Origin of the sequence: Bacillus sp. 3G2, assembly GCF_044324725.1 — a bacterium.
Lineage (GTDB): Bacteria > Bacillota > Bacilli > Bacillales > Bacillaceae_G > Bacillus_A > Bacillus_A mobilis.
Map to the genome: position 1 here is coordinate 3,976,274 of NZ_CP172246.1, position 17,882 is coordinate 3,994,155.

The window sequence follows — 17,882 nt, forward strand, 5'->3', positions numbered from 1 at the left end:
CTTATAATACAATGATAATAACACAATTTATCGTTTCACACACGGGTTACAAGGCTGAAAAATAATAAAAAGATTAACTTCAAGTTCCATATCTTATCACAATGTACGTTTTTTGGAAAAACGAAACATTTCTTTTTTTATTTCTTATTTTTTGAAATAGTATAATAATTAGAGGGTTTTAATTTGTGAAGAAATGAAACGATAAAAAAGGTGCCTATGTTACTAGGCACCTTTTTCATTCTTACACTGGTTCGATTTCTGTTTTTTGTGTTTCGAATGTTACGCCAACGATGTGAACATTCACTTCTTTTGGCTCAAGCCCTGTCATTGTAAAGAGTGCCTGGCGAATGTTGTCTTGAATCTTTTGTGCAACAACTGGAATTGCTACGCCAAAGTACATCACAACATAAAGGTCAACGATAATATCTTCGTTTGCTAATTCAACCTTTACACCTTTACCATGATTTTTCTTACCTAACTTCTCAACAACATCTGTAGCAAAATTACCACGCATTGCCGCTACACCTTCTACCTCAGCAGCTGCAATACCTGCGATTACTTCAATTACTTCTGGTGCAATTTCTACTTTACCAAGAGTTGTATCTTGACCCATATCTAACATATGTTCAGCCATGAAAAAAACCTCCTTTAATGTATCACTGCGTCACAAGTTCATGCTCTTCCAAAAATTTCGTATTAAACTCACCTTTTACAAAATCAGGATGATCTAGCAATTGCAAATGGAACGGGATTGTTGTATGTACGCCTTCAATGACAAACTCACTGAGTGCACGCTTCATTTTTGCAATTGCCTCTTCACGTGTTTTTCCGTGAACAATTAATTTAGCAACCATCGAATCATAGAAAGGTGGGATTGAATATCCCGGATATACAGCTGAATCGACGCGAATACCAAATCCGCCTGGTGGCAAGTACATTTCTACTTTACCTGGAGATGGCATAAATTTTTTGGCAGGGTTTTCCGCATTAATTCGGCATTCAATTGCCCAACCATTAAATTGTACTTCTTCTTGCTGTAACGATAACTTTTCTCCAGAAGCAACACGAATTTGTTCTTTAATTAAATCCATCCCTGTTACCATTTCAGTAACTGGATGCTCAACTTGAATTCTCGTATTCATCTCCATGAAATAAAAGCTTTTCGTTCTATATTCATAAATAAACTCAACCGTACCAGCACCTGTATAATCAACCGCTACCGCCGCTTTAACTGCCGCCTCACCCATCTGCTTGCGAACATTTTCATCAAGTGCAGGTGATGGACTTTCTTCTAGTAGTTTTTGCAAGCGGCGCTGAATTGTACAATCACGCTCTCCTAAATGAATGGCATTTCCGTGTGTATCTGCCATTATTTGAATCTCAACATGGCGGAAATCTTCAACGTACTTTTCTAAGTATACACCAGGGTTCCCAAAAGCGGTACTAGCTTCTTGCTGTGTAATTTGAATTCCTTTTACAAGCTCTTCTTCATGGCGTGCGACACGAATACCTTTTCCGCCGCCACCTGCAGTCGCTTTAATAATAACTGGATATCCAATTTGATTAGCAAGCTCGATCGCTTCTTCGGTATTTTTAATAATCCCTTGTGAACCTGGTACAATCGGAACCCCTGCTTCTTTCATTGTATCACGAGCAACGTCTTTTGTGCCCATCTTTGAAATAGCTTCTGGACTTGGACCGATAAAAATCAAGTTACATTCACGGCATAGCTCTGCAAAATCTGCATTCTCTGCTAAAAATCCGTATCCCGGATGAATAGCATCACAGCCTGTTAACTTCGCAACACTAATAATGTTCGTCAAATTTAAATAGCTTTCTTTCGAAATCGTTGGCCCTACACAATATGCCTCATCAGCAATTTGTACGTGAAGTGACTCTTTATCTGCTTCTGAATAAATTGCGACTGTTTCAATATCCATTTCTTTACAAGCACGAATAATTCGTACAGCAATTTCCCCACGATTGGCTATTAATACTTTTTTTATCATCACAAAGACTCCCTTATTACGCTTTTACAAGAAATAGCGGTTGTCCATACTCCACAAGTTGTCCATTATTAACAAGAATCTCAACAATTTCACCATCTACATCAGCATCGATTTCGTTAAATAATTTCATAGCCTCGACAATGCATACGATAGAATCTTTCGATACTCTATCCCCTACACTTACATATGCAGGTGTATCAGGCGAAGAAGAAGAATAGAATGTACCTACCATTGGTGATGTAATTTTATGTAGGTTTTCATTTTGAACAGCTTTTTTCTCTTCTTGTTTTGGTACTTCCACTTGTGCTGCCGCTACTGTTGTTTCAACTTCAACAGGTGCTACTGGTTGCACGACTTGTTTTGCTACAGGTGTTTGCATAGCAACAACTTCATTACCACGCTTTTTCATTTTGATTGTCGTACCATCTTTTTTGTATTCAAATTCATCAATATTAGAGCTATCAATTAATTTAATTAATTCACGAACTTCTTGAATTTTAAACATGTAAAATCCACTCCCATACTCTTGTTTGTCCCGTTTTTACAGATTCTCGTCACTAAAACTAGATTGACTGTAAAAATACGATGTACTCTATTAGAAAATACATTTCATTTACTAATAGAAATAATTGCTATTTCCATCTTACGATAAATTTTTTAAACATTCCAATTTATATTTCTTTATAATAAATCGAAACTCCTGTAAAAATATTATTTCAATAAAAATTTATTACCTAGTAATAATACCAAGTTTTATGCGAAATTGGCAAGACCACTTCCTAAAAAACATTCCTTACTTTTTCAAAATGCCACAAATTACCGCTCTACTCTTCACCTCATCTATAGTCAACAACATATTTTACCAAATATTATTTTTTTGTTTACACGTCGTTCATCATTCCTTCATATAAGAATAGTATGTTCAAAGTGTAGAAAATATATTGTATCGAGGTGTGGACACATGATATGGCTCATTCTCTTCTTACCTGCCGTAATGGTCTGGGCATTCGTTCTCTTCATCCACGTCAAATCCGGAAAAAGTAATCATCGTTACCATGAACCGCTAATCTTTTACTCACAACGCATTTCTCCGTTCCGAGTTGAACATAGTAAAAACAACTACAAAGATGAAACAGAAAAAAGCTATCGAAAATGATAGCTTTTTTCTATTATTATTTTTATCTAACTATTTTCAAACAACCCAATTCGTAAAAACTAATAATCCGCGGAGGTTTTCCCCGCGGATTATTAGTTTTTATTTTGTTGGTGGATCAAATTTCACACCTACATCTTTTGATCCGCCTTCACTTCTTACAAGTTGTATAATTTTATTCGCTTCTTTTTGTGAATGCTTTGCTGCTTTCACAGTTACTCTAATGTCAGTTCCATCAGCTCTTACAAGAGCATCTTTATATCCACCTTGAGATTTAATTACTGTCTCAAGTAGTTCTTGCTTCGTTTCCATTGTAGTAATTGCATCAAAATTATCTTTTGCTTTACTCTTTTCTGTTGCTGAAGATTTTGCTGAATTCATCACTTCTTGTAATCTTGATTTTTGTTCACTTCGCTGATCTTCCATTTGCATACGTAACGCTGTGAAATTTTCATCGCTTGATTGAACTGTTACGTTAGCATCTTTTTTACTTGTTTCTTTGTTAGCACTCTCTTTTTTGTCTGTTTCTTTATTTGTTTCTTTATTTGATGTTTCTTTGCTTGATGTTTCTTTGCTTGTAGTTTCTTTTTTTGGCGTTTCTTTCGGTGCTTCATTTGTTACTGCTTTATCAGTACCTTGTTTTTCTTGTCCAATCTTTTCACCTGTTGCCGGTGATGCAGTATTCATTTTGTCAGGAGTTGTTACGTAATAAACAGATAGTACAACAACTAAACTTAACATCGTTAATAGCCAAACCGTTTGTTTTTTTAACACTTTATTTCCTCCCTATCAATTTTTCGGCGAAACTGAAACACGATGGGCTGGTACATCTAGCAGCCGTATAACAGCTTCTTTTACCATCGCTTTAACTTGTATATTATCCACTCCCTTTGCTACGACAAGGACACCTCGCACTTTCGGTTTCTCTGTTCGTAAAACAACGGGAGTTTCTTTATCACCTTCACGTATAATAACTGTCTTTTCATCAAGGGACTCATCTTCTACTTCCCTCTTACCACCTGTCTTATCTGTTTCACCTGTTGTTTGTGAACGTTTCACTGTATTTTTTTCTAATATTTTTTCTTCAGATGAATCTAAATTCACTTTAATCGTTACATCTTTTACTCCCGCTATTTCTTCTAAGGCTGCTTTTAATTCTTGTTCATACGCTTTTTCATACTTTTCTACATTTGACATACTATCGTTATTTTTTTGTCCAAAAGTTGGTACGTCTTTTTCTTGGCTTTGCGTTTTTTGTTCTTTAAATACAGGTACTTCTTCTTTTTTTCCTGAAAAGTAATTACTAGAAAACATAAGCAAAATCCCAAGTATGAGTAGGACAAGTAAAAACTTAGGTTTCACCTTTTTTCCCTTCTCATTGCTTTCTTTTTCATCCCCATTCAATAAGTTTCGAAAAAATGAGAACTTCGAATTTTTATCTTTATTGTCCATTTACTCTACCTGTCCTCCCTTCCATTTGAACTTGGATTTGTTTATTCTCTAGTTGCCACCTGCTTGAAAAGAAGTCTTTCATTTCTACATTCGTTTCTTCTACTTTTTTCGGTGGTTCTTTCATGTTAATTTCAACTGGTTTTACTGTTTCGATTGCATCATTTTTACTACGTTCTTTTTCTTTCAGCGTCACAACAACAGTTTGAATATCTTTCGCTGACTTTACTTCTGCGGTGCTTTCCGCTGCGACTATTTGTATTTCAGAGACTGTCATACCATACTTTTTCTCGAACTCTTTTCCTACTTCTTTTTTCATTTTGGTAGCCATCTCTTCTAAACTATATGCACGTGTTAGAGCTTGTATTTCTTTTTTCTTCGAATCTATTGAATTTTTTACAGATCCTTCTGCTACGTACTTCTCTTCATTAAAATTTGCGATTACTTCATTCACATCTGTTTGCAATAGTTTAAAAAGAGGCGTTAAAATTAAAACAACTAATAATAGACTTACAACGAATTTGACGTACTTTTGCAAATTAGAATTTGGAAGAATAAGATGCAGCATTGTTGCTAAGAGTAAAAAAACGATAATATTTCTAATCCACTCTGTAACAAATTGCATACCCTTCACCTCCTACCGCATCATAAGTGTAATGTTCCCCGCAGCAATAATAATTGTGATACTTAAAAAGAACATAAATGATACGATAGCTAAGCAAGCAAATACATAAATGATGCTTCGCCCGATAATATCTAAACATTGAATAATTGCTCCGCTGCCAACTGGCTGTAATACTGCTGCTGCGAATTTATAAATAAACGCAATGCAAAAAATTTGAATCGCTGGAAAAGCAACAATTAAGCATAGAATGACGAGCCCAATAATTCCGACTGTGTTTTTTAATAATCCCGATGCACTAATAACAGTATCCGCCGCCTCTGTAAACATTCTTCCTACTACGGGAATAAAGTTCCCTGTTACAAATTTAGCAGTTTTCACAGCGATTCCATCAGCAACAGCTGTCGCTGTTCCTTGTACAGATAATACCCCTAAAAAAATCGTTAAAAAAATACCGATAATCCCAACGCTAACGTTTTGCAGAAGCTTGGACAATTTCGTAACTTTATATTGATCACTCATCGTACTTACAATACTTAATATCGTTGCAAGTAATAAAAGTGGTAGAACGATATAATTCATCAAAAGCCCACTCGTGTTCATTAAGAAGATGATAATCGGATGAAAAAACGATACAGATACAACACCACCTCCAGTTGCTATGAGTGCAAGCAAGATTGGCAATAGCGCTAATATGAAATCTACCATTGTTTGTATCGTTTCTCTTGCATATGTCATGACGACATAAAAACTATTTAATGCGAAAATAATCAGTACCATATATACAACAGCATCGGCAATTTTACTTACACTACTCTTTGAAAATGCAGATTGTAGTGATTGCAACAATGCACTAAAAATTGTAAGCATAATGAGCGTTCCAAGTAGCTTCCCATTTGCAACAAGCTCGTGAAATAAATACTTTAATAAACCTAGCATCCACTCTTTTATAGAAATTTCTTTTTCTCCCTTTACGAACTCCATAAAGCTACCTTTTTGACTCTCTGGTAAATAACCTCCATATTTTGTAACAAGCCCGTCCCAAAATTGCTTCACATCTTCAATTCCGAGCTTATCCAATTGTTGATCAACGACGTTTGTTTCTACAGGAGAAGCTTGTACAACAACCGGTAAAGAAAAGAAAAGGAAGCAAGCAAATAGCAGCTTAGCTCCAAACCCCCTCAACATTCACTCCCCCTTATCCCGTCGGTAAAAATCCGAGAATAGTCTCAATTACAACCGTCAAAATAGGAATTGCCATTACTAGAATTAAGATTTTTCCAGCTAATTCAATTTTCGAAGCGATTGCACCCTGCCCTGCATCTTTTGTAATTTGTGCTCCAAACTCAGCAATATAAGCAATCCCAATAATTTTTAGCAACGTTTCTACATATACATTGCTAACTTTCGCTTCACTCGCTACCCTCTCAATCATTTGTAAAATAGAGTGAATTTGATCAATTAAAAGAAGAAACATCACGCTACCTACGAACACAATAAATAACGACGTAATGCTAGATTTATGCTGATTCAATACAGCTGCTAAAAACGTAGCAACGAGGCCTAATCCGACAATTTGTATAATTTCGATTCGAACCGCCTCCTTTACTGGAAGAGAAAGACACTCTTAATCTTGTCGAATAGCGTATTAATTAAAAATGCCACATGAAATAAAATAACGACAAAACCGACGAGGATAACCCAATTTGCAATATCCTCTCGCTTTAATTCTTTTAGTACAGTATGAATAAAAGCTAAAACAATGCCGATTCCGGCGATTTGAAATATTAATCCAACATCAATGGACATCGCCTTTCTCCCTCCTATAGCAGTAAAATTACGATAAGTAGCCCCGCTAGTACCCCTAAGCTCTTAATCATTTTTTCATATTGCAGTTGTAACGCTTTCGCTTCTTCTTCTTCTCTCTCTAAATGTGTAATGCATAAGCGAATATGCTTTTGTTGTGATTCACGATCATGTTGTCCAAGCGTTTCACCAAATTGCTGCAAAATCTCGTACTCAGTTTGTTGAAATGCTGTTAGCTTCCAATTTTCTTTCAAACTATCTATCCAAGCTTCTCTTACTGTTTGTTCTCCACTTTCTAGCCTTCTAGCGAAACTTTGAAATATCCAATTTAACGGCTTCGGCATTTGTTTCACTAACCGCTCCGCGGCTTCAGACAAAGGTGTATGCCCATACATAATTTCTGCCTCTAATGATTGAAGTGCCGCTTTTAACAATCTAAGTTGCCGCGGCCTCTCGCTATATTTTTTTGCGTATGAAAATCCGAAAAAGGTGCTGACTGCAACGATTAACACTGCACCAAATATTTTTACCATACGCCCTCAGCCTTTCTATGAGGTAATACCGATTTTCCATATTTATCTTTCACTTGCATAACTGTTCCTGGTCCTCTTGCTTTTGATAGCTCCACAAACCTATCAAATATACCGAGCTCCAGCACCGCTTTTAGTGATGGACGTTTCACAACATCATCATAAGAAAATCCATGTGCACTTATAAAAAGCTGAACCCCTGCATGCACCGCCTCCATAATTGCTTCACTATCTTCTTTACGTCCGATTTCATCTACAATCAAAACATCTGGACTCATAGAACGAATCATCATCATCATTCCTTCAGCTTTTGGACATGCGTCTAACACATCTACTCGTGTGCCGAAGTCATATTGCGGAATACCTTTCACGCAGCCTGCAATTTCTGACCGTTCGTCTACAATTCCAACTTTACAAGAAGGAATGTTCGAATCACTTACACCTTGACTCATGCAACGTGCTACATCTCTTAAAAGCGTTGTTTTTCCCGTTTGCGGCGGGCCAATAACCATCGTGTTTAACCATCGTGTTTCATACAAATACGGCAAAAGTGGTTCAGCAATTCCTATTTTTTGACGAGCGATACGAATATTAAAGGAAGAGACATCTCGAATCATTTTCACTGCGCTTTTTTCTGTAATGACTTTTCCCGCTAAGCCGATTCTATGTCCTCCTCGAAGTGTCACATACCCACGTTTTAATTCCTCTTCCATCGTATAAATTGAGAATTGACTTAACTTATTCAATAAGTAAATGGCATCCTCTGCCGTAACGATATAGTCATAAAAAAACACTTCGCCATGAGCAATACACTCTAGCGGTCTTCCAATTCGAACACGAATTTCCTCTAGAGCATCGTACTGCTTACAACTTTCCACTAGCTGCTTCATCGTTTTCGGTAAAACTTCTAATACTTCTTTCATCAGCTTCTCCCCACTATACTCGACTTACTATTTCAACAACGCGATAAAAATGCAGCCAATTCCAAGCGCTAGAAAAAAGAGTTTCAAAAAAGAAATCTCACTTGCCACACTCGCAATGCCAATTGTCATTGTTAAAATTAATACGGTCGGTCCAACAAACGCCAACATACCATTTATAAACAATGCTTTCTTCGCATCATTCACATAAAGCATAAGCAAAGCGGCGAATATTTCCGCGCTACCTGAAAACAACCGAAGTAACCCCATTACAAGCACGGATGTTTCCATTGCCGCTAGCCACTGTTTCATTCTCCCACCTTCTCCCATAACGGTTACTAATGCTGTCTGCTACAAAAGAGTATATTTGTACAACCATATGCAGAGGTTGTCTATTTCAGAAGTAAAAACATAATTTTTATCTAACACCTTTACACAATCAGAATATTCGTATTATTTAATGGTACATTTAATTAAAAAGGGGTATAGACGATGCAGCATGAGAGACAGAACTAAAGTCATCTCGCGTACGATCGTATCATGCCATTTTTTTAAATTAACTATATGTACAAAATGAGGGGGAAAATATGAAGGTATTGAAAATTAGTTTAACGATTGTAGTAGAATTAGCTCTTATTTATCTTTTTTCATTATTGGTCAGTTGGTCATTTATGGAGGCCTTTTTCCTTGGTAGTTTAGCAATATTTGCAATTACGTGGCTAATTATTATGAGTAATCATAGAAACAACATTACAGATCATGCTATCAGTAAAACACTGACTGGCGTTGAGACTGGCGAGATAAAACCATTTCAAATTGTTTTGACTCCCTATATTATGGGTACTCTTTCACTTGTCTTAGTTAGTTTTGTTATAACGGGGATTTATTATCTACCCTATTTCCTATAAAAAAAGCACTCGTGATAATCACGAGTGCTTTTCTACTATGCACGAGAAACGTATTTACCTTCACCAGTGTTGATGATAAGCATTTCGCCTTCGTTAATGAAGATTGGTACTTGTACAACAAGACCAGTTTCTAATGTAGCTGGTTTTGTTACGTTAGAAGCAGTATCTCCTTTAATACCTGGCTCTGTTTCTGTAACTTGTAATTCAACTGTGTTTGGAAGTTCAACACCAAGTACTTCGCCTTGGTAAGTCATAATAGATACTTCCATGTTTTCTTTTAGGAATTTAAGCTCGCGCTCGATTTGGTTTTCACCAAGTTCGATTTGCTCATAAGTTCCGTTATCCATAAATACGTGAGCCTCACCGCTTGCGTATAAGTATTGCATACGACGGTTTTCGATGTGTGCTTTTTCTACTTTCTCACCTGCACGGAATGTTTTCTCTTGAACAGAACCTGTGCGAAGGTTACGTAGTTTAGAACGAACGAATGCAGCACCTTTACCTGGCTTTACGTGTTGGAAATCAAGTACTTGCCAAAGGCTATTATCCACTGAAATTGTTAAACCTGTACGAAAATCGTTTACTGAAATCATGTAAAAAAATCCTCCTGTGTATTACAAAATAATAAGTTCTTTTGGTGATTTCGTAATTACTTCATTACCTTCACTTGTTACAATGATATCATCTTCAATACGTACGCCGCCAATACCTGGAATATAAATACCTGGTTCTACTGTTACAGCCATACCTGGTTCAAGAACTGTATCAGAACGGAACGCTAAACCTGGTGCTTCATGGATTTCAAGACCGATTCCATGACCAGTAGAGTGTCCGAAGTATTCACCGTATCCTTTTTCCGTTATGTAATCGCGCGTTAACGCATCCGCTTCACGGCCTGTTAAACCAGCTTTAATACCGTTCACACCACGTAATTGTGCTTCTAAAACGATATTATAAATTTCTTTCAATTTATCAGATGGTTCACCAACTGCGATCGTACGAGTAATATCAGAACAATACCCTTTATAATAAGCGCCGAAGTCTAATGTAACGAAATCTCCTGTTTCTATCACTTTTTCAGATGCCACGCCGTGCGGTAATGCCGAACGAAGACCTGAAGCAACGATAATATCAAACGAAGAAGATGTTGCTCCTTGTTTTCTCATGAAAAATTCAAGTTCATTTGACACTTCAATTTCAGATACTCCCGGGCGAATGAATGATAGAATATGTTCAAAGGCAGCATCTGCAATCTGTGCAGCTTCCTTTAATATCTTAATCTCTGAATCAGTCTTTATCAAGCGTAACTTTTCTACAAGCCCAGAAGTTGGGATAAATTCAGCATCGATTGCTTCTTTATGAGCTGAATAAGAACTATATGTAAGAGTATCTTGCTCAAAGCCAAGCTTTTGAATTCCTAGTTCTTTCACTTGCTTTGCAACTTCATCGATAATTAATCCTGCATGCTGTACAATCTCATATCCAACAGCTTGTTTAGTAGCCTGCTCTACGTAACGGAAGTCTGTAATAAATTGAGCACGGTTTTTCGAAATCAGTACAACACCAGCTGTTCCTGTAAAGTTAGCCATATATCTACGACTATGTTCATTTGTTAACAAAATACCATCAATACCAGCCTCATCAAATGCACTTCTTAATCTTTCGATCTTCTCCATTACTTTATGCCTCCCTCAATTTCTCCATTAATGCAAATAACGCTAACTTATAGCCATAAAAACCAAATCCAACAATTTGTCCCGCACAAACAGCTGCTGTCACAGATTCGTGACGGAACGACTCACGCTGGTGAATGTTAGAAATATGTACTTCAATAACAGGAATCGAAATGCTCGCAATTGCATCTCGAATCGCATAGCTATAATGCGTAAATGCTCCAGGATTTAAAATGATCCCTTCATATATATCTTCCGCCTCATGAATACGATCAATAATCGCACCTTCATGATTCGATTGGAAACATTCTAACTCCACTCCCATTGTTTCTGCTTCTTGCTTCATATCTGCTTCAAGTGTCGCTAGCGTGCCCTTTCCATATACATTTACCTCCCTGACACCGAGGCGATTTAGGTTAGGACCGTTTACGAGGAGTACCTTTTTCATATGCTTAAAACTCCTTAATATTAAATATCTATACAACATTTTAACATAGGAGTTACTTATTTGAATAGTTCGTCTTCTCTTCCCCTTCTCGCTCAGCTTTATTGGTATTTACTGCGTAGGAAACAGAATATGCTATAAACACACCATACAATATAAAAATGCATATCGTCGTCACAATTGTTTCTTTCGGTAGATGGAGTGCGCTTTTAATAGCAGGCGCTATTAACCCCATTCCGAAAAATAGTAACGCCCACCAAAATAGACCATAAATCATCCCTGGAAGAATTCCTTCAAACTTTGCTAAAAACGCTTTATACAAAAAGGCAATTAAAATCGAAAGTAGTCCCATACAAACAATTCCTGACACATTGCCCCATACCCCTTCTTTCCAGCTTCCAAAGGCAAATGGTAAAAGTAAATAGTTCGGTCCCGCTTCCGTAAATGAAAATATATGAAGGAAATACCATATTCCACCCCAAAAGATTCCACCAAATAAACCAATTTGCACAAAATTCCTTGTTCCTAATTGTTCTTGACTCACATCGACACCTCCGCTCAATAGTATGCCCGAAACTATTTTGAACCATGTTTAAATACTGCGAAATTTGTCTATAAAAAGAATAAGAAATGTCCGACTCTCGTAACATTTTTCCTTGTCATATACTTGTATTTGTCGATAAAATAAAGAAAACTCGGTGATTGTCTTATTTCAAAATGACAGAGCCCAGTATGACAATTGCCTCTTTTTCTACATAAGAGAGAAACAAATACAGGTTGGTGTTAACATGGCAGAAGAGTCAAAACAAATATATGGCGGGCAAGCAGTCATAGAAGGAGTTATGTTTGGCGGTAGAGAATATACTGTTACAGCGGTTCGTCGTAAAGATAAATCGATTGAATTTTATCGATTACCACGCGTTCGTAATAAAGCATTATCTATCCTGAAAAAAATTCCATTTTTACGAGGGATTGCCGCTATTGTGGATGCAAGTGCGAACGGAGCAAAACATTTAAACTTTGCTTCAGAACGATTTGATGTCCACCCAGAAGAAGACGAACAAATTGCAAATAAAAAAGAAGAACAATCGAAATTAACGATGGTATTAGGAGTTGCAGCAGTTGGTGTTTTATCTTTCATATTCGGTAAAGTCATTTTCACAGCAGTTCCTGCACTACTAGCTGAATTAACAAGACCGATTTTCCCCTCTCATACAGGGCAAATCATTGTCGAAAGTGTCATTAAGCTCATGCTATTATTGAGCTATATATACTTTATTTCTTTAACCCCACTTATTAAGCGGGTATTTCAGTACCATGGTGCGGAGCATAAAGTAATTAATGCCTATGAGAATAACCTTCCAATGACTGTAGAAAATGTACAAAAACAAACTCGCCTTCATTATCGTTGTGGCAGTAGCTTTATTATATTTACAGTCATTATTGGAATGTTTGTTTATTTCCTTGTCCCTACAGATCCACTTTGGGCCAGAGTCATAAACCGAATTTTATTAATTCCAGTCGTTCTCGGCATTTCTTTCGAAGTGTTACAATTTACAAATCGATTACGCGATATTCCAGTATTACGCATACTTGGATATCCCGGATTATGGCTGCAACTGTTAACAACGAAAGAACCAACAGATGATCAAGTGGAAGTAGCCATTGCATCGTTTGAAGAATTATTACGTTTAGAAAACAAACAATAATTATTTAAAAATGGTGTTCAACTCCTTTCCTCATCGTTAATATACTATTTTTAATATATGTTTTTAGGAGGTGTTCCTTATGAACGGTCGTTCGTTTACTTTCGCTATATTTGTGCTTATTATCGGATTAGCAATATTCGGCCTTGTTTCATCTGTCATTACAGACCCAATGGGAGTGTTAAGAAATATTGGTATCATGTTGGCTGTCGTTGGTATCTTTTATTTACTCTACAAAATGTTTACAAACTCTAGTGGTTCTGCAAATTCGCAAAGCTCTTATAAGCGTGCTGCAAAACAATCGAACCGCAAACATGGGAAACAAAATGTAGCACCCCTAAGCAATTCTTTATTTAAATCAAACGCTTCTAATGACAAAGGGAAAAAAGGCACTCCTTCCACTTTGAAGCGAAAAAGAAAACAATCTCATTTAACTGTCATTGAAGGTAAAAAAACAAAAAAGAAAGACCGTGCTTCCTTTTAGGAAATACGGTCTTTTTTTATATTTTGCAGTACTTCTTTCAAACTTTTATCTTTCATACTTTCAATTCGAAGGTGATGATTTTCAAAAGGTAAGTTCCGTGTCACATCATTAGGTACTACGACACAATTTAATCCTGCTGCAATCGCTGCTTTCAATCCGTTTAACGAGTCTTCAAATACAACTGCTTCAGACGGATCAATCCCTAAATCTTCTATCGCGAATCGATAAAGTGCTGGATCCGGTTTTACCTTTTCAACATCGTCTCTCGTTTTAATGACTTCAAAATAATCTCGAATTTGTAGCTCCTCCAAAAAAGGAATAATCCATTCTCTAGATGAACTGGAAGCTAATGCGATTTTCAATCCCATCTCTTTCGCTTCCTCTAAATATTCTTTTACCCCGTCACGAGCTTCTGGTATTTTCATTTTCTCTTTATGTAAAGTTTTCACTTTTTCTTTTAATGCATCCTTGTTAAACTTCTCTTTTAATTGCTCATTTAAATATGCATATAGTACATCATCTGTCGTTCCAATACATTTTGCAAATTCCTCTAAAGGTAACTCCCCGCCATACTCACGAACGGCATCTCTGAAAGAGTGAAACCATATTGTTTCTGTGTCCACAATTAATCCATCAAAATCAAAAATAATTGCTTTCATAATTCTCCCATCCTTTTCGATTGAAATAAAAAAGGAAACGACATACGTTCCCCTTAATTACTTTTCTCTTCATTTGCTTTTTGAACACCACGAAGTGTTTCCACTCGAACCTCATCTTGTTCAAAGTATTGCACTAAATCACCGATGCGGTCAATTGCTTCCCAACTTAAATGATGTTCAATTCCTTCTACATCATTGTAAATCTTGCTTTCATCCAAACCGATAATACGCATAAATTGCTCTAGCAAGTCATGACGGTATACGAGACGTTCTCCGATTTTTTTACCTTTTGATGTTAATACAAGCCCTCTATATTTTTCATAAATTAGATATTCATCTTTGTCTAATTTTTGCACCATTTTCGTTACAGAGGATGGATGTACACTCAGCGCTTCAGCAATATCAGATACGCGGGCATAACCCTTTTCATCAATCAACAAATAAATTTGTTCAATATAATCTTCCATACTAGGGGTAGGCATCGGTTTCCTCCATCCAATTTCATTTTGCTCATTCCGTACGAAGCAATCAATAAAATGATACACCAGAAAGAATAACGTGACAAGTTGAAAACAAGCCTAAATATATAAAACAAAAAAGAATCTGTATTTGTATACAGACTCTTCTTAAGTAAAGTATTGTATTTCTGCATCAGGAAAAAACTCATGTATATAACCTCTTATTGTTTCTTCCAATACTTCCGCATCATCTTTTTTATATACGTATTTCCCGATGCCGTATCGTCCCCATTTATATTTACGCTTTTCTTCATCCATTTCAAGTTTCGTATTCGGATAACGCTCTTGAATGACCTTTTTTGCTGGTTTTGTAAAGCGATGTTGAATTAATTCAAATGTTAAATTCGGTATGGATAAATCTTTTAGTGCATTGTACAGTCGCTCAAATAATTCACGGTATCCCTCTTCCCATCCTTCATGCATATAAAGTGGCGCAACTATAAACCCAAGTGGATAACCCGCGCCTGCTACTTTACGTGCCGCCTCAATACGCTCTTCAAACGGTGATGTACCCGGCTCAAAATTTTTAATCACATACCGTGAATTAATACTAAACCGAAAACGAGTTTTCCCATTATGTTTTGCATCTAATAAATGATCAACGTGCGAATATTTCGTAACGAAACGTAAACGCCCATGTTCACTTTCTCCAATAAATTCAATCGCTCGCTTTAATGCATGTGTTAAATGATCAATTCCAACGATGTCTGATGTACAAGCCGCCTCAAATCGTGTTATTTCAGGTGCTCTTTCATCCATATATTGCTTTGCCTTCTCAAATATTTCATCGAGATTAACGTACACGCGAACGTAAGGCTTACTCCCAAGTGTCGTTTGCAAATAACAATAATGACAATGCCCCATACACCCTGTTGCGAGCGGAATTGCATATTCAGCTGACGGTTTTGACGTATCAAACTTTAATGTCTTCCTCACCCCAACGACCAGCGTTGCCTTTGCATTACGATACTTTTGCAAATCATTTTCACCTGGCAAATTTCTAATTTGATTATGAGATGTCGTTTCGCGAATTTCTAATCCCATCTTCGTAAACTTCTCATACAACTCTTTTCCAAGCGGATATTCAAGTGCCTTCGGTTCAAAGTAAACGAGTTTTGGCATAAATGGTTTCATACGCTTCCCTCCTCTCGTTAGTATGGGAAACGTTGAAACTTTAACACGTATTAAAGTTTTCCACTTCAGTAACTTGCGTTACAAGTTACTGAAGTGTTATAATTTGGATATCAGCTACCTTGCAAGGCAAGTTACCTGAATAAAAGGTGGTGAAATCATGCACAGCCAAATGTTAAAAGGTGTGCTCGAAGGTTGTATCCTATACATCATTTCACAAGAAGAAGTGTACGGATATGAGCTGAGTACAAAATTAAACAAACACGGATTTACATTCGTAAGCGAAGGAAGCATATATCCATTATTATTACGTATGCAAAAAGAAAAATTGATTGAAGGAACATTAAAAGCCTCCTCACTTGGTCCAAAGAGAAAATATTATCACGTAACGGATAAAGGATTAGAACAGCTTGAAGAATTTAAACAAAGCTGGGGAATGGTTTCAACAACGGTGAACAATTTATTACAAGGGGAGTGATAGGGATGAATGCGAAAGATTTAATCGAACTAAATAACCAAAAGCGTCAATTATTAACCACAGAAAATGAAAACGCCTATAGTGATATGTTAATATACATCCGTTTGGCTAAAGTGCCAGAATACCATGCGGAAGAATTGCTAATTGAAATTCTAGATCACCTTATTGAAGCGCAGCAAGAAGAAAAAACTGCTTATGATATTTTCGGCGACGACTTACAGGCATACTGCGACGAACTAATTGCTGCCCTACCGAAACCAAGTGTATGGGAACAATTATCGATTCCTTTATTTATAACTAGTTATTTGTTAGCAATATACTTTGCAATTTCTTCCGTGACTGCATTGGTATTCCCCTTCTTTTCAAATGAAACACGTTTTAAATTTGTACACATTGATTTCATTTATCTGTTTGCATTTATACTGTCCATACATCTCATCATACGTTTCGTCTTTGACTTTATTAACACTGACTTATTTAAAAATAAAACAGCTATTTGGAGACACGTAGGAAGTTTTTTAATACGCCATAGTCTATGGGTACTATTAATCGGTATTTCCTTTTTATTTATGAAACAGCCTTATACTACATTACAAATCTCACCTTGGATTGGCACTTTACTGGCCATCTCTTGCTATGCACTATACAAAATCTTCTTCAAAAAAGAATATTTAGACTTTAAAAAGGAGTAACGATACGATGACCGAAAAAGAAATGGTTAAGTTAAACAATGAAAAAAGAAAGTTATTAACAGCTGAAAACGAAGCTGCTTATGGTGATATGCTTATTTATTTACGCTTTACTAGCGTTCCACAAAAGCAAATGGAGGAATTACTTTTAGAAATATTGGATCATCTTTTAGAAGCACAAGAAGACGGTAAAAATGCACATGATATTTTCGGAGAAGATTTAAAAACTTACTGCGATGAATTGATTAGCTCTTCAGAACATCAAAATACTTTGCAACAAGCTGCCGTTATTGGGTTTGCAGTTAGTTTATTATTAGCTGTTCAAATTGGATACGATACATTCACTACTCTTATGCAAAAACTATTTTCAAATACAAACACTTCAGGAATTCCATTTAGTATTCCCGGAACAATATTATCTGCTATTGTTTTAACAATTGGTGCTTTTATAACCTTTTCTTTATTTAGACGTTTCTCATTTACAATATTAGTTTCCTGGAAACAAAAAGCACTCCTCTTGATATCAGTATTTATACCTTTTGTCTTATCAGTTTTTGCAAACGTATTTTTCAAAACACAACCATATTTATTTTATAATTTGTCGATTTTGCAAGGTGCCCTTGTTACACTTTCTTTTTATATTTTGTACAAATTTTTATATAAAACATCTAAATTTTAACAGCCCTTCAATAGGCTGTTTTT

The 17,882-nt window shown here is 36.3% G+C and carries 26 protein-coding genes; 7 read left to right on the top strand and 19 right to left on the bottom strand.

Features of this window, described 5'->3' with window-relative positions; translation table 11 throughout:
• Nucleotides 1-241: 241 nt before the first annotated feature.
• From ACHZK0_RS20315 to accB, 3 genes are read right to left on the bottom strand one after another with little or no spacing between them, the layout of a single operon-like run.
• Entirely contained in the window at nt 242-634 is a 393-nt protein-coding gene (locus ACHZK0_RS20315; protein ID WP_000807630.1) for an Asp23/Gls24 family envelope stress response protein, read from the bottom strand.
• Between the two features lie 22 nt (nt 635-656).
• On the bottom strand, nt 657-2,009 hold the full coding sequence (gene accC, locus ACHZK0_RS20320) for an acetyl-CoA carboxylase biotin carboxylase subunit (protein WP_061677463.1): 1,353 nt from the start codon (nt 2,007-2,009) through the stop codon (nt 657-659).
• A 16-nt stretch (nt 2,010-2,025) separates the two neighbouring features.
• On the bottom strand, nt 2,026-2,514 hold the full coding sequence (gene accB, locus ACHZK0_RS20325) for an acetyl-CoA carboxylase biotin carboxyl carrier protein (protein ID WP_262740593.1): 489 nt from the start codon (nt 2,512-2,514) through the stop codon (nt 2,026-2,028).
• Nucleotides 2,515-2,970: 456 nt separating this feature from the next.
• Here accB and ACHZK0_RS20330 point away from each other — a divergent pair, with 456 nt between their 5' ends.
• Nucleotides 2,971-3,165 (top strand): hypothetical protein, encoded by a 195-nt coding sequence (locus tag ACHZK0_RS20330; RefSeq protein WP_033678013.1) that lies wholly within the window; start codon nt 2,971-2,973, stop codon nt 3,163-3,165.
• A 99-nt stretch (nt 3,166-3,264) separates the two neighbouring features.
• On the opposite strand, the gene ACHZK0_RS20335 is transcribed toward ACHZK0_RS20330, so the two are convergent.
• From ACHZK0_RS20335 to ACHZK0_RS20375, 9 genes are read right to left on the bottom strand one after another with little or no spacing between them, the layout of a single operon-like run.
• On the bottom strand, nt 3,265-3,936 hold the full coding sequence (locus tag ACHZK0_RS20335) for a SpoIIIAH-like family protein (protein WP_395760834.1): 672 nt from the start codon (nt 3,934-3,936) through the stop codon (nt 3,265-3,267).
• Nucleotides 3,937-3,951: 15 nt separating this feature from the next.
• Entirely contained in the window at nt 3,952-4,614 is a 663-nt protein-coding gene (spoIIIAG, locus tag ACHZK0_RS20340) for a stage III sporulation protein AG (protein WP_262740591.1), read from the bottom strand.
• The gene (gene spoIIIAF / locus ACHZK0_RS20345) at nt 4,604-5,236 is read right to left on the bottom strand and encodes a stage III sporulation protein AF (protein WP_395760835.1); all 633 of its coding nucleotides are present in this window, start codon (nt 5,234-5,236) and stop codon (nt 4,604-4,606) included. Before spoIIIAF ends, spoIIIAG begins: the two co-directional genes overlap by 11 nt.
• Nucleotides 5,237-5,248: 12 nt before the next feature.
• Nucleotides 5,249-6,421, bottom strand: coding sequence for a stage III sporulation protein AE (spoIIIAE, locus tag ACHZK0_RS20350; protein WP_000943696.1), 1,173 nt, complete (start codon nt 6,419-6,421; stop codon nt 5,249-5,251).
• 10 nt (nt 6,422-6,431) lie between these two features.
• Nucleotides 6,432-6,815: a stage III sporulation protein AD gene (gene spoIIIAD, locus ACHZK0_RS20355; protein ID WP_079998460.1), complete on the bottom strand. Its 384-nt coding sequence runs from the start codon at nt 6,813-6,815 to the stop codon at nt 6,432-6,434.
• Between the two features lie 23 nt (nt 6,816-6,838).
• Complete coding sequence (spoIIIAC, locus tag ACHZK0_RS20360) at nt 6,839-7,042, bottom strand: stage III sporulation protein AC (protein ID WP_000020914.1); 204 nt, start codon at nt 7,040-7,042, stop codon at nt 6,839-6,841.
• A 14-nt stretch (nt 7,043-7,056) separates the two neighbouring features.
• A complete protein-coding gene (spoIIIAB, locus tag ACHZK0_RS20365) occupies nt 7,057-7,572 on the bottom strand; it encodes a stage III sporulation protein SpoIIIAB (RefSeq protein WP_000238690.1) in 516 nt (171 codons plus the stop codon).
• Nucleotides 7,566-8,492, bottom strand: coding sequence for a stage III sporulation protein AA (gene spoIIIAA / locus ACHZK0_RS20370; protein WP_395760836.1), 927 nt, complete (start codon nt 8,490-8,492; stop codon nt 7,566-7,568). Before spoIIIAA ends, spoIIIAB begins: the two co-directional genes overlap by 7 nt.
• A gap of 27 nt (nt 8,493-8,519) precedes the next feature.
• Nucleotides 8,520-8,801 carry a YqhV family protein gene (locus tag ACHZK0_RS20375; RefSeq protein WP_000816054.1) on the bottom strand — a complete coding sequence of 94 codons (282 nt, stop codon included), beginning with the start codon at nt 8,799-8,801 and terminating at the stop codon, nt 8,520-8,522.
• Between the two features lie 275 nt (nt 8,802-9,076).
• Here ACHZK0_RS20375 and ACHZK0_RS20380 point away from each other — a divergent pair, with 275 nt between their 5' ends.
• Complete coding sequence (locus ACHZK0_RS20380) at nt 9,077-9,397, top strand: hypothetical protein (RefSeq protein ID WP_097818193.1); 321 nt, start codon at nt 9,077-9,079, stop codon at nt 9,395-9,397.
• 35 nt (nt 9,398-9,432) lie between these two features.
• Here the strand turns inward: ACHZK0_RS20380 and efp are convergent, their stop codons facing one another.
• Genes efp through ACHZK0_RS20400 form a run of 4 tightly spaced genes read right to left on the bottom strand, consistent with a single transcriptional unit; the run spans nt 9,433 to nt 12,059 of the window.
• Nucleotides 9,433-9,990 carry an elongation factor P gene (efp, locus tag ACHZK0_RS20385; protein ID WP_029439892.1) on the bottom strand — a complete coding sequence of 186 codons (558 nt, stop codon included), beginning with the start codon at nt 9,988-9,990 and terminating at the stop codon, nt 9,433-9,435.
• Between the two features lie 21 nt (nt 9,991-10,011).
• A complete protein-coding gene (gene pepQ / locus ACHZK0_RS20390; RefSeq protein WP_000411051.1) occupies nt 10,012-11,073 on the bottom strand; it encodes a Xaa-Pro dipeptidase in 1,062 nt (353 codons plus the stop codon).
• A 4-nt stretch (nt 11,074-11,077) separates the two neighbouring features.
• Nucleotides 11,078-11,518 carry a type II 3-dehydroquinate dehydratase gene (aroQ, locus tag ACHZK0_RS20395; protein ID WP_000757087.1) on the bottom strand — a complete coding sequence of 147 codons (441 nt, stop codon included), beginning with the start codon at nt 11,516-11,518 and terminating at the stop codon, nt 11,078-11,080.
• Nucleotides 11,519-11,570: 52 nt separating this feature from the next.
• Nucleotides 11,571-12,059, bottom strand: a complete 489-nt coding sequence (locus tag ACHZK0_RS20400) for a YqhR family membrane protein (RefSeq protein ID WP_061677441.1) — start codon at nt 12,057-12,059, stop codon at nt 11,571-11,573.
• Nucleotides 12,060-12,303: 244 nt separating this feature from the next.
• Between ACHZK0_RS20400 and ACHZK0_RS20405 the strand changes: the two genes are divergently transcribed.
• Both ACHZK0_RS20405 and ACHZK0_RS20410 read left to right on the top strand, forming a co-directional pair.
• Nucleotides 12,304-13,224: a DUF1385 domain-containing protein gene (locus tag ACHZK0_RS20405; protein ID WP_395760837.1), complete on the top strand. Its 921-nt coding sequence runs from the start codon at nt 12,304-12,306 to the stop codon at nt 13,222-13,224.
• A gap of 79 nt (nt 13,225-13,303) precedes the next feature.
• Complete coding sequence (locus ACHZK0_RS20410; protein ID WP_046956360.1) at nt 13,304-13,705, top strand: SA1362 family protein; 402 nt, start codon at nt 13,304-13,306, stop codon at nt 13,703-13,705.
• Here ACHZK0_RS20410 and ACHZK0_RS20415 read toward each other — a convergent pair.
• The 3 genes from ACHZK0_RS20415 to splB form a co-directional block, all read right to left on the bottom strand.
• Entirely contained in the window at nt 13,702-14,364 is a 663-nt protein-coding gene (locus tag ACHZK0_RS20415) for an HAD family hydrolase (protein ID WP_395760838.1), read from the bottom strand. The genes ACHZK0_RS20410 and ACHZK0_RS20415 overlap by 4 nt on opposite strands.
• 53 nt (nt 14,365-14,417) lie before the next feature.
• A complete protein-coding gene (mntR, locus tag ACHZK0_RS20420; RefSeq protein ID WP_001143071.1) occupies nt 14,418-14,846 on the bottom strand; it encodes a transcriptional regulator MntR in 429 nt (142 codons plus the stop codon).
• Between the two features lie 144 nt (nt 14,847-14,990).
• Nucleotides 14,991-16,016 carry a spore photoproduct lyase gene (splB, locus tag ACHZK0_RS20425; protein ID WP_270339969.1) on the bottom strand — a complete coding sequence of 342 codons (1,026 nt, stop codon included), beginning with the start codon at nt 16,014-16,016 and terminating at the stop codon, nt 14,991-14,993.
• A 157-nt stretch (nt 16,017-16,173) separates the two neighbouring features.
• Between splB and ACHZK0_RS20430 the strand changes: the two genes are divergently transcribed.
• The 3 genes from ACHZK0_RS20430 to ACHZK0_RS20440 are packed head-to-tail and all read left to right on the top strand — an operon-like array spanning nt 16,174 to nt 17,859.
• Nucleotides 16,174-16,491 (top strand): PadR family transcriptional regulator, encoded by a 318-nt coding sequence (locus tag ACHZK0_RS20430; RefSeq protein ID WP_000556083.1) that lies wholly within the window; start codon nt 16,174-16,176, stop codon nt 16,489-16,491.
• 5 nt (nt 16,492-16,496) lie between these two features.
• Complete coding sequence (locus tag ACHZK0_RS20435) at nt 16,497-17,183, top strand: DUF1129 family protein (RefSeq protein WP_270605888.1); 687 nt, start codon at nt 16,497-16,499, stop codon at nt 17,181-17,183.
• A 7-nt stretch (nt 17,184-17,190) separates the two neighbouring features.
• Nucleotides 17,191-17,859 carry a DUF1048 domain-containing protein gene (locus tag ACHZK0_RS20440; protein WP_270605887.1) on the top strand — a complete coding sequence of 223 codons (669 nt, stop codon included), beginning with the start codon at nt 17,191-17,193 and terminating at the stop codon, nt 17,857-17,859.
• Nucleotides 17,860-17,882 lie beyond the last annotated feature (23 nt).